This window comes from Bradyrhizobium shewense, assembly GCF_900094605.1.
GTDB lineage: Bacteria > Pseudomonadota > Alphaproteobacteria > Rhizobiales > Xanthobacteraceae > Bradyrhizobium > Bradyrhizobium shewense.
The window spans coordinates 1-15977 of record NZ_FMAI01000016.1 but is presented as its reverse complement, the minus strand read 5'-3'; the positions used below and the strand labels follow the sequence as shown (position 1 = coordinate 15977).

At 57.9% G+C, this 15977-nt stretch carries 8 protein-coding genes; 5 read left to right on the top strand and 3 right to left on the bottom strand.

Features of this window, described 5'->3' with window-relative positions; genetic code table 11:
• Window positions 1–5: 5 nt before the first annotated feature.
• Complete coding sequence (locus GA0061098_RS26985) at window positions 6–2000, top strand: LodA/GoxA family CTQ-dependent oxidase (RefSeq protein WP_091963751.1); 1995 nt, start codon at window positions 6–8, stop codon at window positions 1998–2000.
• Between the two features lie 8 nt (window positions 2001–2008).
• Complete coding sequence (locus tag GA0061098_RS26980) at window positions 2009–2977, top strand: NAD(P)/FAD-dependent oxidoreductase (RefSeq protein WP_245323659.1); 969 nt, start codon at window positions 2009–2011, stop codon at window positions 2975–2977.
• A 241-nt stretch (window positions 2978–3218) separates the two neighbouring features.
• Here the strand turns inward: GA0061098_RS26980 and GA0061098_RS45680 are convergent, their stop codons facing one another.
• Entirely contained in the window at window positions 3219–3572 is a 354-nt protein-coding gene (locus GA0061098_RS45680; RefSeq protein ID WP_091963745.1) for a hypothetical protein, read from the bottom strand.
• A 104-nt stretch (window positions 3573–3676) separates the two neighbouring features.
• Window positions 3677–5140: a RelA/SpoT domain-containing protein gene (locus GA0061098_RS26970; RefSeq protein ID WP_091963742.1), complete on the bottom strand. Its 1464-nt coding sequence runs from the start codon at window positions 5138–5140 to the stop codon at window positions 3677–3679.
• Window positions 5141–6669: 1529 nt separating this feature from the next.
• On the opposite strand from GA0061098_RS26970, the gene GA0061098_RS26965 reads away from it, so the two are divergent.
• The 3 genes from GA0061098_RS26965 to GA0061098_RS26955 all read left to right on the top strand — a co-directional run bounded on the left by GA0061098_RS26965 (window position 6670) and on the right by GA0061098_RS26955 (window position 13678).
• Entirely contained in the window at window positions 6670–9891 is a 3222-nt protein-coding gene (locus GA0061098_RS26965) for a hypothetical protein (protein WP_245323618.1), read from the top strand.
• A gap of 103 nt (window positions 9892–9994) precedes the next feature.
• Window positions 9995–11365 (top strand): hypothetical protein, encoded by a 1371-nt coding sequence (locus tag GA0061098_RS26960; protein ID WP_245323615.1) that lies wholly within the window; start codon window positions 9995–9997, stop codon window positions 11363–11365.
• Window positions 11366–11539: 174 nt separating this feature from the next.
• Window positions 11540–13678, top strand: coding sequence for a di-heme-cytochrome C peroxidase (locus GA0061098_RS26955; protein ID WP_091964146.1), 2139 nt, complete (start codon window positions 11540–11542; stop codon window positions 13676–13678).
• 1921 nt (window positions 13679–15599) lie between these two features.
• Here GA0061098_RS26955 and GA0061098_RS26945 read toward each other — a convergent pair.
• On the bottom strand, window positions 15600–15977 hold a 378-nt coding region (locus tag GA0061098_RS26945), incomplete at its 5' end, for a plasmid pRiA4b ORF-3 family protein (RefSeq protein ID WP_129590941.1).

Here is a 15977-nt window from a genome sequence, read left to right as displayed (position 1 = left end):
AGACGATGGTCGATCCAAACGCAATTGCAGCGCTGAAAATCTATCCGCCGATCGGCGTCGCCCGCGTCGGCAATGCCCAAGGCGCCGACGATTACGTTATCGGCCCCGAAGTGATCGGTGGCGCGCCGACCCTGCCGGGCACGACGCCGGAGCAGCCGGCCCGCTTTGTCGAGGACTTCCGTACCGCGAGCGGAGAGATCAAGCGCCAGGCCGCGCGCTTCCGCATCTACGCCCACATGAAGGACGGCAGCGTACAGGAGGTGACGGCCGCCTCCGCGAAGATCGAGTGGCGCGTCACCATCGCAAACCTCAAGGCCGGTTGGTACGACTTCAACCAGGCGATGGACCTCGGCGCGTTGAGCCACAACGCGTTGCAGCGAAACCGCGAGCTGGTTTCGCCAGACGCCAGGTGGAAGCTCGACATCACTCCAGCGCCAAAAAGCATTACGGGGCAGACGGCTGGCCCGATCAGGCTGGATGACGGCGCGTTCTGGGGCTCGCCGGTCTATCTCGGTGAGCTTCGCACCGACGGCGACGGACGGCTGATTTTCCTGGGGGGCAACGGAGTGTCGCAGCCGTTCCGCAGAGGGATACGGCCGCTCACATTCGCCAACAATCCAGGTTGGCACGATGACGTCAGCGACGGGCCAGTGCGGGCGCAGGTGACTTTTCCGGGGCGTGCACCTATCGATGCAGAGCCCGGCTATGTCTGCGTCACGCCGCCGAATTACGCGCCAGGCCTGTTCGGTCTCGTGACGATGGACGACGTGGTGCGGGAGGTCTTCTACGACAAGGGATGGATTCCACGACCGGTCAAGACCTCGTTCACCAATGACGTGCTGCCGGTGTTTCAGCGCCTGACCGGACTGCAATGGGTCAATCACGGACTTTTCGTGGTGCATGGCTTTGGCTCGCCGCTTGACGTGCAGAATCCGCAAGTCGTCGCGAAGCTCAACGACGGGTCTCCTACGAATGCGGCGTGGCGCACCGCAGCGTTGGCGTTGTTTCGCGATCCAGGTGCGGGTGGCGCCCTGATCGAAGATCAAATCCCGCAGATCTTCGGCGATGCGGTCGACGAGTTCTTCGGCAATCCGCCGAAGCCCACGAATTCGCTGCTTGCCGTGACCAAGACTCAGTACGCGCACCTCAAGCGCTGGGCCGCCGGAACATTTGAGGCCGAAGGGTCGTCGAATACGCCGGCGCAGCCGCAGGACTTCTTCGCTCTGCCTCCCGAGGTCCAGGTCGCGCATCTCGAGCGCGCGCCTTTGCACGACTGTCTCGGCGGCCCGTTCCATCCCGCGATGGAGATGACATGGGTGATGCGGATTCCTCTAATGTGGACATCAGCGTATCGTCTGAAAATCCTGCCCGGCGAGCAACCTGCGCGGCAGGACTTTGGGAGCACTCTCACGCCGGCAGTCTGCACCGGAGCGAACGGCCCACACGACGGTGTTGCCGCAGGCTGCCTCACCCGTTTCCTCGGCGTGCCCTGGCAGACCGATCATACCTCATGCAATTCGGCCGCCGACTATTTCCCCTCGACATTCCTGTCGATGCCGACGTTCTGGGGGGCCCGTGCACCTGATCAGGTTCTGGCGGACGGAAATTATCTACGTGCGGCCGCGATCGTGCCGCTCGGTGAGGCGACGCAACAGCAGACTTTCAAGCACCTGATGAACCGGGTGGACTGGCTGCGCGACATCCGCGGCAACGATTACTACGACCGCCTGTCGAACATGATTGCGGAATGGTCAGAGCTCGGCATGGTGCTGCCGGTGAAGAGTGCGCCTGCATCTTTGCCTGTGCAGGACGTGCGCGTCGAGCAGGGACGCACCGATAACGGGGTGCCGATCGATGTTACGACCGATCCGAAGTACCACGCCGTCGAAAACATCGAGAGCCTTTTCTCGCAGCAGGCGATGGCAGGTTTGGCGCAGCGGCGCGCCGCGCGCACGACGACTCCGCCGCCGAAGCGGACCTATCGCCAAGGCGAGATCTGACTTTGGACGTGTTGCGCACCGACTGTCTCGTGGTCGGCGCGGGGCCTGCCGGGTTGACCGCCGCACGCCTACTAGCCCTCAAGGGCCGCGCGGTCGTTGTCGCGGAATCCGGCAACTCTCGGACGACTCGCCTGGAGCTCCTCGCGCCGGCGTCGCTTGTCACCGTCGCGGCGCTAGGACTCGATCATCTGCTGGCCGATCCGGCGATCGCGAGGGGCTGTCTCGGCATTCGGCGAACCAGCCGCTCGGGCGAGCGGGAGTACGAAGACTTTTTGCGTCATCCCTGCCGCCTGGGCTATGTGGTCGATCGCGTCCGTTTCGACGAGCGCCTTCGCGAAGAGGCTGTCGCCGCCGGAGTTACGTTCTGCGGGTTGCGCGCAATCGGCGTCATGCCGGACCGCAGGGTTATCTGTCGTGTAAGCGATACATCCGGGGTGAAACTCGTGCTTGCGGAAATCGTCGTCGATGCCACCGGCCGCGCCGCCGCGATCGCGCGGCGTCGGGGTGCACGCGTGGCCGTCCGGGATCGCATGGTCGCCGAACTGGTCGAGGATGCGGCCGTCGACGCGACTGCCGACTCCGCATCGTGGCTCGATTATCGCAGCGATGGACCGACCTGGTCCTACCGCATCCATGGACCGCAAGGGCGCGTACAAAATTGGCGCATTCGCGCCTCCGGGACACCGGCTGGACACGCGCTACTCAGCGTGGACGCATCCGCATGCATCCTCTCACAAGCTGCGGGCGAAGGTTGGATTGCAGTGGGCGATGCGGCGATGGCGTTCGATCCGATCGCCTCTCAGGGGCTGTTCAACGCTTTGTCGTCCGCGTTGGTCGCTACGGGTGCATTGTTGTCGGCCGATCGATTGAGTCCGACCGCAGCTCGATTGTATTCTGACGCGGTCACCGCAACTTTCGTTCGCAGTGAAGCGGGGCGCTTCAGCATCTACAACGCTACACCGCCCTTCAGATCGTGAAGTTATTGGCTAAAATAGCCTGCGGTGCGGATCTGGCTTACGTGCTTCGTTCGCCGAGCTCTCGGTTTCGTCGCGCAAGATGACGTTGAGCTCGTCCCCGAGGGACTCTGACAGGCACGCTGGCGTTTTTCCTTGGCTGAGCAACCGAACAACATCGCCTGACTTCAGTCTGTCTGGTCCACCGAACCGGTTCTGGGTTGTGAACAAAACATGAACACGCGCATTGAGAATAATAAGAGTCTCAGGGTTTGCGCTTGCACCAAACTGCGGGCCAAGATGCCATTCTTGCTATCGTGACGGTTGAATTACCGTCAAGGACTAGGAATAGGCCATTTTCCAAGAGGGTGACGGAAATGGGTTCCCTCTTCGGAATCATTCCGGAAGAGGCTTTTTGCATCAGGAGTGCAGCGTTCGCGATGCCATCGGGCCGAGCACGTTTCTGAGCCAATTTTGCGATCGGGATTTCTTCACCTGTGTCCGTGACGAAGTAAAAGCGGTGCCCGTAGGGGAGGGAACAGGCAATCTTATAGATCCCCTCAGGGACCTGGATTTCAGTGGTATTTCCACCCGCGAGAGGAACTTTCACAATATGCATGGTATTGAAAGTCCTTAAGAAAGTGTTATCTGACCGTCGAACTTCCGCATTGCAAGAATCTGAAGCTTGCGGTAGTGATGTCTTAGTTCCACTGAGGAGGGTTACTATGATTTGCCGTCCGATCGTTTTGGGCTGAATTTCTCGGGTTTGGCCGTAAGGTCAAAGTAGCGCAGCCAGCCCGCTTCCAGGCGCCAGTTTAAGCAGGCCTCGGCGACGTCCCTCTCAAATTCCGCGGCGAGTTTTACCGATTCTGTGCAGAGTTCGATTCCTTGCCGGACCTCCGCTGGTGTTTCTCCGAACACGATCCTGAACAGACCCTGTGTGTCCATGAACGCAGATTTGAGTGCATCCAACTTCTGAAATCGCTCATCTCCGAGAATCTTCTCCACATCAGCCTTCAAGGTCTGGAGATGTGACTTGTTTCTCATTGGCCGAAGATGTTCTAGCTCCAAGAGATATGTGATGCGATTGAAGTTCAGCACGAGCTGCGTGTCTGCGTCGAACCTTCCGGTGAGATTGCTAGACGTCAAGCGTTCGCAGTATTCCGCAGCCCGTCTCAGATCGCCTGCCACATAAAAAGCGTTGGGTATCGAAAGCAATACCTCAGATTTCAGATCTGGGTCAGCAGGATTGCTCGTCGAATAGTCAATGAACCGCTCGATCTGAATGCTGAGTTCTCGCGAACGGTCCCCGAAAAGTAGCCCGCTCGCCACTTTTGTCATAAGCAACCAGCCGAACTTCACAAGAGGAGGTTGTGCGCAAAGCGTGTCGATCTCGTCGACAATAGCGTTCAATCTATGGACATCGTAATTGCCGTCGGCGGATTCGGCTCGAAGAACATCAATGCGCTCCCATAGAGCCGCAGCTTCTGGACTTCCCGCCCTGAGTGGTTCGAGTCTTCCTTCTCCTAAAACCGAAATCATGTGCTCACAAAGCGATTGGAAGGCTCTGGTTTCAAGGCTGTGCCTGCCATTTATAATATTCCGTATAGTGATGCTTTGTTGCTCGATTCCTTCGATCTGGCTCGAAATTGCTCCCATTAGGCCGCTTAATCGACCATCGATCGCGCCGGCGGGCTTGTAGGTAAGGTCGTGCATTTTCGCCGACCAGGCATCATGAAGTACCGTCTTGATCTGGACTTCGCAACGTAGACCGGCATGAGCCCCTCCACTGGAGCGGAATACGGCGTGCAACGCATGGTACCCTCCGCTATGCCACTTCGGGTCTCCGACTGGTCGGATTCCCTTTTTGCCAAGCACGGCCGAAAGCATGTCGAGTATCTGCAAAGCATCATCGGGGTAGTAGATGACGATCGTTACTCCAATAATGTCATGAAGCTCCGTCAATTTTCCATCGGTGAGCGGAGGATCGATTTTGTCTAAAATCTTCGCTGCGTCTTTCAGCTCCTCTCCGCCGGCCTGTTTTTCTCCCCTACTGTACGAACGATAGATCAGACCTACCGTGGAATCCTCAACCTGCTCGCAGGCTGCCAGGACTTCTTCGACAAGCCGCTTGAAACCCGCCCGATTCCTTGAGCAGAACGATTCTACCTTAGCGAGATCACTCATTGCCGCATTCTTTCTCCGCCCAATATTCGCGAACGACAATTTTACCGAAGGAGACGACGCAAAAAGCGCGTCGGCAAATATTCATGGGAACTTGGTCGCCACCGTCGCAAGAAATCGATCATCGGGAACGATCGAGTGGATAGACGACCTTATCGTCTGAACCGCCTGCGCAAAAATCCGCGGCTGCGCGCGCCCGTACATCTACCTCACCTTAAATGCAACTTACAGGCTGCTCAGCCCGAAGTACAGAGGCGGCCTTTGGCGCGCCGCCGGCCAAAGATAGTTTCCTCGAGTTTGGCAACGGCCGGTCAAGTGCACGTAGGATGCTGGTTCAAGCGGCATGAGAGAAAGCAGTTGCATGTCGGACCGGTCGATGCGCCGGCTTTGCGCCTGCCGAGATAGAAGTTGTCTTGCTTCTTTGCTCTGACGACCCTCTCCTCCGACCTCAACGCGGCGAGACTTGTCGAGCCCCGTGAGCGTCGCATCATCGAAGAGACCGACTGATCCAACAGCGAAGGAGAATACCCGAAACTATCTTGCCTTTGTCCAACACGCATCTGTCCGGCTATGGCTGGCGGCGCGTTATGAGCCCGCGCCTAGCTGTGGTCTCCCAGGAGGTTGTCCATCTGGTCTGAACCGAGGAGGCTGAGCTTGCGCCCGCATCCATGAAGCGCGGCGATGCGGGCGCACTACAGGTAGGAAGTTGAACGACGCGCCGACGCCGCGTCGGGTCGAAAGATCTATCCCACGGCGTATCCGTCGTTTGGAGTGACTGACACCAGCTCGCGCCGGAGAAAGGTAGCGCGGTCCTTCCAGATTTGTCGTCGATTGCGACCTGCTCATCGGGAAGTACAAGGCGTGCGGCCGGATCCTGCCCAACGCCGTCCGACCGCGAGCCGTGCTCGTTAAGCGGAACTGCCGCATCAAGGATTGCGCAGTCTACTACAGGCACGTCAGGAACAGTCTCGAACGTTCCGTCGAGCAGTGGGAGAGACATGTCCGACGGCTAGCACTGCGGATGTGCTGGTGGCGACCCGGAACGAACCAGGACGAGCCGACGTCACGTGTCTCAGCGGCTGGATAAGCAAGTTGTGGATCGGTGAGTTCAAGCGGCGTGAGATCGCGAGACCTCAATAAAGCGGCAGACTGCCTGAAGCGCCGCGAGTGCCAAGTGTTGAGGCCATAGCGAGTGATGATGATCCGAGGTCGGTTCGGCTGATGATGAGATCGAGCTGGCCATGCGGGATTGTTGCGCTCTATTCGAATGAATGAAGAAAAAGTGCGCAAGGTGGCGGATCGAGAGCGGAAAACGCTGACATCACGGGTGTTGATCCTCAGCATCGAAAATCTCTTGACGATTCAAGAGAATATTCGATAAATCCCGCTACTACTGTAGGTTATGTTCTCAATTTCCAGGGCGGTGCCGACAGGAGATCTCCCGTCAATTTGTCGCGGGCCGCCGAATGCCTTCGACGAGGGCTGTACGATTTTGCAGAATCCAGGCCTTTTTTCGCTCAGGACTATCTTCGATGGACAGTATGGAAATTGAGGCGATGACTGTGCGCGAGCAGCTCTTTACATTGTCGCGCAACCTCCGGTGGATCGCTATCTTTTCAGTGTTCATTTCAGTTTTGCTGTACTTGCCAGATCAGATTCAGGAGCTCTACCGGATAGCCGCTGACGACATTGGGTGGGTAACGCTCAAGGAGTTCGTCGCCGTGGGCGTGATTGCGCTAACGATCTGGGCGGCCGCTTTTCAGCTTAGCGCCGCAACCCTGCCTCATATCCCGCCCGCGAGGGGGCGCGTGGCGTTTTATATCAAAGTTGCACCCATTGTACTCGGTGCGTTGCCGATCATCGCCGCGACGGCCGGTCAACTCGCCTCGCGCCCGGCTGAAAAGATCGGTGAGGTCGAGGAAGTCGGAAGCATCTTCCGCATCCAGGATCAAGCGCTCGCGTTCGAGCGGAACGTGCTGCTCATCCTTGCGCTTTTCATGTTGATCGTGCTCGCCTTGTTTGTCGTATTCGCTTGGCGGATGGGATCAAAGGACCGCTCGGCCGCACTCGCGAACCGGGCAAACATCGCCTATTTCATCCGCTATAGATTTCTCGCGCTCACGATCGGCGGCATCGCCCTGTGTACGACCGGGTTCGTTTTGTTTCCGGACAGGCTTGCACAATTCGTCGGATCGTTCGGCGTAATCGCTTTCTTTACGATATGCGTGGCCGGTCTCACCACGCACTTTGCGCTGCTGACGATCAGATTCAATTTTCCTTTTATACCTGTTGTGTTTGGCGGCTTATTCCTGGTTGCCTCATTGTTCGGAGGCGATGACCACGGGCTGCGCAGGGTGGCCGGAGCGACTGGCCCATCAGAAGAGACGCGCATTTCTGCAGCCGAAGCATTTCGGGATTGGCTTCGGCAAAAACCGCGCCTGGCCGAGGCCGAGAGGCTCGGAGAATATCCGGTATTCATTGTGGCCGCCCAGGGCGGAGGCATCTACGCGGCCAACAATGCGGCGCGCTTTCTTGCCAGGATGCAGGATCTCTGTCCGGCATTTCGCCAGCATCTGTTTGCGATAAGCGGCGTCTCCGGAGGCAGCGTCGGCTCGGCAATCTTCGCAGCTGCGCTTCATGCCGACGATGCGCCACTTGATAGGATTGCTCCCGACGCAAAGACATGCCCGAAGATCGCCGACTTTCTGGCCGGCGTCGGCCGGGCTGAGGATATCGATGCCTCTGGGCAGGTAGAACAGCGCGTTGCAAGTGTCTTGGAAACGGATTTTCTCTCGCCCTTGGTTGCGGGTTTTCTATTTACCGACTTCACCCAGCTGTTTTCTCCGCTCGCTATCCCAAGCTTTGATCGCGCGCGCTTTCTGGAGTACACGCTCGAGAATGCTGTAGACAGAATGCTCAAGAACCAAAAGGGCGCCGGCGACCAATCCAATCTGCTAAAGGCCGATTTTCAGTCACATTGGACACCTTCCAACAATATGCCGGCTCTTTTGTTGAACACGACAGATGCCGGTAGCGGCAAACGCGTTGTCCTCTCTCCCTTCGATATCGACCCGCTCCACGCGAAAGACAAAGACCTCTGTATTCTCTCGATGCTTGATCGTGCCGGCACCGGAGCCGATCAAATTGTCAAGAGCCACTCTCTGCGGATTCCGCTTAGCGCTGCGGCCTTCACGAGCGCGCGGTTTCCATGGGTGACGCCGGCAGCGACGGTCTCCTTGCGGAATGATTGTATTACCGCCAATCCGCAGGCGCGCCTTGTGGACGGAGGATATGTCGAGAATTCCGGAATAGAGACCGCGCTCGATTTGATTGAACGGCTCAACAGCATCAAGGGCACATCTGACGCGCCAAAATTCCGGATTTATCTGCTGTCGCTGGTGAGCGGTCAGTTCGGAGATCACGGCTCTTTCATGTTCGGTGAGCTCATGGAGCCGGTGCGCGCGCTCTTGAGCACGCGAAGCTCTCGGACCTATGTTGCCCTCAACCACGCGAACATTATCGATCGTCGGCCAACGAGCGACGTAACGGCCAGCGTGCAACGCTTCCCAACGTTCGGTCGAATCGACATAACAGGCTCGTTTTACAACCTGCCCCTTGGCTGGACGCTATCCCAGAAAACCGAAGATCTCATCTCGCTGAGCAGCGGCCGCTTTTGGGATTGTGTGCCAAAGGATGACTTCGATCAATCCCGCAAGAAGCAGAGCAATGCCGATTGCCTGCAAGTGAAGTTGTTTCATCTCTTGAACGGATCCGTCGCATCCGCCTTTGAAACGCTCAAACAAGCCAAGCTTGCTCAGGCGGCTTACGCTGACGAGTTAGACAAAGAATACAGGCCCGCTCCAAAGATCAAACCGCAGCCGTTACTTGCCTGCTATGAGAGCAAGTGGTTGCAGGAGCGCGGCCGTCAGAAATACCAGGATAAAGTGTCTGCGTACGAGCACCAGCTGGCGCAGTCCATCAAGGACCATTCGCCGGCTCCCGCGCCGGTGCCGCCATATCGAAAGAGCTATATGGCATATTTCCAGGCCGAGCGGGTCAAAGCCTTGCTGCAGGAATGGGACCGCATCGAGGAGTCCGATCCGCGGATCCTGGCCTATATCCTGGGGGCAATCTCCTACGACAGCGCCGACTTTACACGCAGCAGCGAAGACTTCTCTTACAGCGCGGTCTCGCAACTGCCGCGCAAATGGCGCGATCGGATAGAAAAGAACAACGCCGACCTAGCGGCCACGAACAAACCGCCCGTCGGCATGGACGCATTGCTAAACCATCCCAAGGAGTTGGCCAACTTTGTTCTTGGTTACGAGGGCAACCCGTTCGGAAACCAGGTGGGAACGGACGACGGTTGGCTGTTTCGTCCGCGAGGCATGTATCAACTGGTGGGACGCGAGCAATATCAGGAAGCGCAGAATCAAATGCAGGAGATCGGAGAACTGGCGGGGCTCGATCTCCTCACGTTTCCCGACGCGCTGCGTGATGCGAAGATCTCAGCCAAGGTCGCTTTCGCTCACTTTCGGCTTCGTCCCTATCAGAACCGAACGCTGTTCGAGCTACTCAAGGATTCGTCGAAGGACTGGATCGCCGTTCGCGCGTTGCAAACCGACATGGAGCATGGCCCAGCCGATAGGGAGCGTGTCAATGCAAGAAGCCAGATGTTTCTCGACTGCATCGAAGACGCGCTACATCCGACGCAACTCAAGACATTGCAGAGCAAATTTTACGGCAGCGAGTAAGCATCCTGATCCCCGGCCGCGCGCCGCGTGCGGGGGATTATGTGCCGGAAACCGGTCTACATCGTGCTTTTGATTTTTCAATCCTACAGGGGAATTGCCGACGATGGCAAAAGGTGAAATCCGCCAGTCAAAGCTTGGTCGGCTGTTGACAAGTCTGTCCGTAGCTGGGCTGATTGTCGCCGGTGCCTGGGGAGCAGGAACAGTCCGGGCCGACACGCCATCGAAGCCGCTTTCGGCCAACGATGTGTCTATCCTGTTTCCTCCACCCAAGGCTCCGGCAGACCTCCGTAATCTGATCGCGGTTTCCGATCTCGCCGGCCCCGCTGGGGCTCCGCAGCGGCTTTTGTCCGACGAGGACTTCGCGCGTTTTATCGCAAACGCCGAAAAGCCAGAACGCGAAGGCGTGCCGGCCTCGGGCGCGCGCCGCATTCAGCTGCCTGATACCGTGAAAAAGATCGATGCCTGGTTCGTTGCGGGCATCCGGATCGATCCGGGAGCCCCGGGATTATCTGCTGATGTCATCGCCCAGTTTGGCCGGCAACCGCAAATCCGCCTGATCATTCAGCCGGTGACCAATGGCCCTGAAGGATTCAAGGTCCATGATACTGCCGGTCATCTTATCTTCGGATTCAACCTTGAGCCCGATCCACCTCTTGATGGTTGTGCGCCATTCCCCCGATTTAAACCTGACGATCAAGCCTTCAAGGCAATCGTTCGTGACGTTGCATCTTTGCGTGATCAACTTGCGGCAGGAAAGTTCGGCAATGTCAAGGTCTCGACTGCCGGTGACATGAACGTGCACCCGGGCCTTGTCGGTGCATCCGCAAAGCCGTTTCGTGATGCGGTTAAAGCTTTACTGGAAAAGCATCTCTCGCCGCAGCGTCTCAACACCATGGCTGTCATGGGGATTTCACCGCCCGAACCCTGGATTTTCGTCTCGATGCTAAGGGACCCGCAGGCCGGGTTGATTCCAGTGCCTGGCCCGACGCTCGATGGCCTTCATGCCGCGCAGATGTTCAGCATCGTCGGCGGGACGCACGTGCGCCCGCGGCCTGCCACAAATAACCAGAATCCAACGACGTGTCGCCACGCGGCGCTGCAGAATCCTCCTCTGCCGCTTGCCAATCGTAAGGGTGTTTCGACGGCCGATTTCATCGATGCCAACGTCCCCAATAGCCGCGTACTCGAGATCGTCAATGTCATTGCGGATACGAAGAAGAGTCATTTCTTCAATACGGACTGCGTGAGCTGTCACACCGAAACCGCGCAGCCGCTGGCCAGGAAACTGCAAGGCTTCGCGGTGCGTGGGGTGAACCGAGCCGTTCTACCGAAAGAAGACTGGAATGTTCGCAATTTCGGTTGGTTTCCCTCGTTCTTGCATGGTGGCCCAGCGGCCGCGACCATAACGCGGCGCGCGGCAGCCGAGACCGCTGACGTCGTCACCTTCATCAATGGCCAATTGCTGAACAAGTAATAAGCGCATTGCTGGCTGGCACGCTCGCGCGCAGCAGGCGCATTTGAGATTCAAGGAGAGTTTAGGATGGGGGCACGTTCGTTCAGCTCTTGGGTGGGTGGCGTGGTGAGGCGCTGGCCTCACGTCGTCGCTCTCGTGTCCACGATTGTATTCGTCGTGGCGGCGTCAATAGGGATGGCGTATTTCGCACCCGAGAAGCTTCGCGATGCGGCGCTTAAAGTCAAGAATGACGCAAATCTGGTTGCCCAATTGCTACCCGCGACACTGCCCGCACCATCGAAAATCGACAGCGCATACTGGCTGCCGCAGAACTGGAGTTCGCGGCAGCGTTACTGGTTCCACCACACGTCCCAAGGCACGGCGACTATTCCTGTGCCCTATAAATGGTTCCTGGCTCTGGAGCGTCCTGAGTTGTCGGTCCGCTACACGAGCCTGACCGATAACGAATATTTGCGACGCCTTGGTTTCATCCCAAGTCCGAGCTCAAAGGAGTTTGACGCTAGCTCACCTGCGTACGGCTATCAGGAGGACGCCAAGGGCGTTAGCTCCACTTGGACAGCGAGCGCGCCTGACAATGCCAATGGTTTGCCTGTCGGTTTCGCGATCCTGAAAGGGGGCGTCGACCCGACAACGGGAGGCTTCTACGAAGATCAGATCGGACTAACCTGCGCCGCCTGTCATACCGGGCATCTCGAGTACAAGAATGTCAGCATTCGCTACGATGGCGGGCCAGCGATGGTCAATCTTGGCGAGGTTGAACGGGTCATTGGGTTATCGATCGGCTATACGCTGATGTTGCGTTGGCGGTTTGAACGCTTCGCCGACCGGCTGGAAAACATTGAAGGTCGAAGCGTCGACCGCGGGAAGCTTCGACGTGATCTGGAGCTCGCATTTCAAAAGATCAAGAAGCAAAAGGCGGCAAATGATAGCCTGTTGACGAGGCAGGGCGTGACGAATCTCGACGAGGGGTTCGGCCGACTTGATGCCTTGAACCGGATCGGCAACCAAGTCTTCTATACCAATTTCCTAGATCCGGCGACCGGCGAACTCCCAGATCCGCTCCTCAAGGGCAACTTTGCGCGGAACGACGCTCCCGTGAGTTTTCCGCCGATCTGGGACACGCCGTACTTCCTTTGGGCGCAGTATGACGCCTCTGTTCTCAACGAGCTTGTTCGCAATTCTGGCGAAGCGCTCGGCGTCAGCGCGAAAATCAATATGAGGGCACCCGCGCCGGGACGGCCGCTTTTTGAATCATCCATCCATCTGTCGGACATTGCGCGTTTCGAGGAGCTTTTGCGTGGTACCGATCCCTTTTCGTCGGCGGAAGCAAGCGGCAGGAAATTCAACGGGCTTGTCGCGCCACGATGGAAGGATGCGCAGGACAGATTCCGAGGCGACCCGGCCTGGGCCATCGACGAAAAACTCGTTGAGAAAGGTCGCGATCTTTATCGCTCGCACTGCTTTGAATGCCACCGAGGGCCGGTCAATGATCCCGCATTCGATGCAAAGTGGCCGGACGATTCGTTCTGGAAGCCGGAGAACCCGGACCGCTCTGCCAAGGGCGAAAAGAATTGGGTGGAGATCGGCGGACGCCATTATTTCAACGTCGCTCAGCTGCCGGTGAACGTGATCGGCACCGATCCTCAGCAATCCAATGTCCTGACGACCCGGCGCGTTCACTTACCCGCGTCACTCGGCCTCAATCCGGTCGATGACCTGAACAAAGCCTGGGGGTGCGGCCTTCCGGCCGATAATGCGGCAAATCCCTTATTTGTCCTCGCGCTGATGGATGTCGTGGGCAAGACGATCGATCAATGGAACCTCGCGAACAACTCTTCCGAAGATACCAAGCAGCAGATGTGGGGGCCGAGGAAGAATTGCCAAAACCCGCGAGCATACATTGGAGCGCGGGCGCGCCGTAACGGCAAGGACGAAGAAGTCCTTGCCTTTCAACCTCAGTACCGCGCGCGTCCGCTGGACGGTGTTTGGGCAACAGCTCCGTATCTGCACAACGGGTCCGTGCCGACGCTAAAGGACATGTTATTACCGCAGGGCCGGCGGCCGAGCTCTTTCTGCGTTGGCAGTCGCAAATTCGATCCTGTTAACGGCGGGCTCGTTGTGAAAGTGCGAGCGAACGACGCCTGCGCGGCCGGCCTGACGGACTTCAACGTATCGCTGCTTGGGAATAGCAATCGCGGGCATTCTTTTGAGGGCAAGGAAACCGATATAACGAAGCTGCCGGCTGGAGTCATCGGGCCAGAATTGAGCGACGCCGAACGGCGGGCGCTTCTAGAGTATTTGAAGACGCTGTAAGAAAGCCGTTACCTTGGAAGCTCGTCGCCCGACGGTAGACCATGCTGACCTTTGGGAAGAACACTATCCGCGTAAACTCATCCGCGTATTGAGGACGTGTCACTCAGTGAAAGAGAGTCGCCGGACTTCCTTTCTAGGATCGGATGACGGCGACGGTCCTTGATTCGATTGCCAAGTCGTGCCGGGGCGCGCCAGGCTTGGCTGATGAATTCAATCAGGCAAGGCTGAACTGGCCGGGACTAGAGCGTTTATCAGGAGTAGAGCCGTGATGTTCTTCGGTGCTGCTAACTCAGGAGGTGCTCTCGAGCTGCGCATGTAGATTGCGCAGACATCTACTCGGAACGTGAACTGGATCGCGCACGCGGGCCATCTGCGTCATCGCTTGTTGGGTTCACGAGATCGAACAAATCGCCGATCATTGATGACGCGCCGCGTAGCGGATACGTTCAACCGCGAGGCTCAGCTTGGCGTGGACAAGACCATCACACTATCGAACGACTTGCCCGAGCATGTCGGTAATCTTCTAAAGACATTAGACTTGATGACGCGCGACGTTCTTCATTGTATGATCATGCAACCTTAAGTGAAGAGGTTTAAGCGCCAATCTCGCCCGCCGTTCACATTGGCAATTGCTAACATTTATGTCGTGAGATTCGCCGTGCAGTGCAGTCATTGCACCGCTCCATTGGAGGAGACCTTGTATGCTCAACTCCGAAACTATCGCCTGTCTCCGTCGAATTCTGGATGAAGTGTGCAAGGATCTGTCGCGGCACGAGACCGGCATCCGAGCGCACGTCGCTTCCAAAATTCTAGAAGCCGCCTCTCGCGGCGAGACGTCCGTCGAAGTTCTCAGGCAAGTTGGGCAGACCGCGTTGAGCAGTGCTCCCTCGATGTGGCCTCAGCAAGGTTCTCGTCGATCTCCATCCGAAAGTAGCGGTGCCGGCGAACTTACCGGCTCAAGCAAACAGGATTAAGCCCGCCGATCCGAATCCATCAGCAAAGCGCCCGCGAACTGGAAGCATTCGGGAGCGCGCCGTCGTGGAAGCTGATCCGGAACGGCTAAGAGCGCGAGACGGCATGGGTCGCCGTTAACGGGTCAATTCAGGGACTGGCCAGCGGGTCTCGCGAAGCGGGATCTTAGCGGCATCTGGTGACTCACCAAGCAGCCCGCAAGGAACTTGGGCGATTTGCTACGCAGAGACGCGGACCTCCGCAAGTTCGAGTAAACTATTCCAGCTGAATAAGATGACACGGAGCAGGAGGCTCAATGAAAGATATCAGGCCTGACATGTCGCGTCGACTGATTGGAACCATTGAGCAATCTGTCGCGAACTGTCACTCCGGCCGTAGCGAGGTCCTCCGACTGCTACGGGCAGCGCTGTGGTGACTTCGAATCGGATACGCGGAGAGTGCTGGACACTCGCCGAAGACCTTCCGGAGCGGGCGCTGCACGATGGCTCGTGGTGATCGAGCACGAAGGGGTAACGTGATACGATGCGCTGCGGCTGACCTGATCAGCGACCCAGCCAGCAGCAGGGCGAACGGAAGGGGCGAGAAGACCGCAAGGCGTCGACTGCTTGCATCGCACAGCCTATTAGGTGGCGCTGATCAAGGTGAGATTACGCTCTCGTCCTCTTTGTCCCGCAAGCCTTGCCATTCTGCAGCTCTCACGAACAAGTTCGTCAGAACGGTTGCGTCGTCGGCCGCGCATGACGTCAGCGAGCCTGGAAGTACGCGCAACTGACAAGCGATCGGAAGTCAGTTCGCGCGCATGCACCAGGCGGATCATTCCCGTCGGCGGCGTGATTGCTTGTGAACCATAGGTGGCTATCTGTTTCAGTATCGAAGCTAACCGATTCGAGTGTGATCTCACTTCGGGCGTAAGCGTAGCTCTGCGGCCCTTTTGAATGGCGCTTGACGCCTATCTTGTTCGCGTGGCGCGTCGCCGCGGTTTCCATGCGTCGGACAACGCGTTGACGGCGGCTTCGAGCGCCTTCCGGTCGACGACGTTGGGATCGAACCGCTCCGGGCCCCAGAGGCGCATATGTTCGTGCTCTGGATGGGTGGGGTCGCCGATGGCGTCGAGGTATTCGGCATAACCCGGCGCACCGCCGACGTCTTCCGGAGGACAACGGCCAGCGGCCTCGAGCAAGAACGGAAGTCCCTCCGTTGTCGTGTTGTCGAACCACTTTTCGAGCTTGATCACGTGATCCCAGCTGTCGCCGAAGTCGTAGAGATAATGGATCGTCTTCGCGCCGGTCTCTTGAACGATATTGGAGAGCCGCGTCTTGCGAGCATC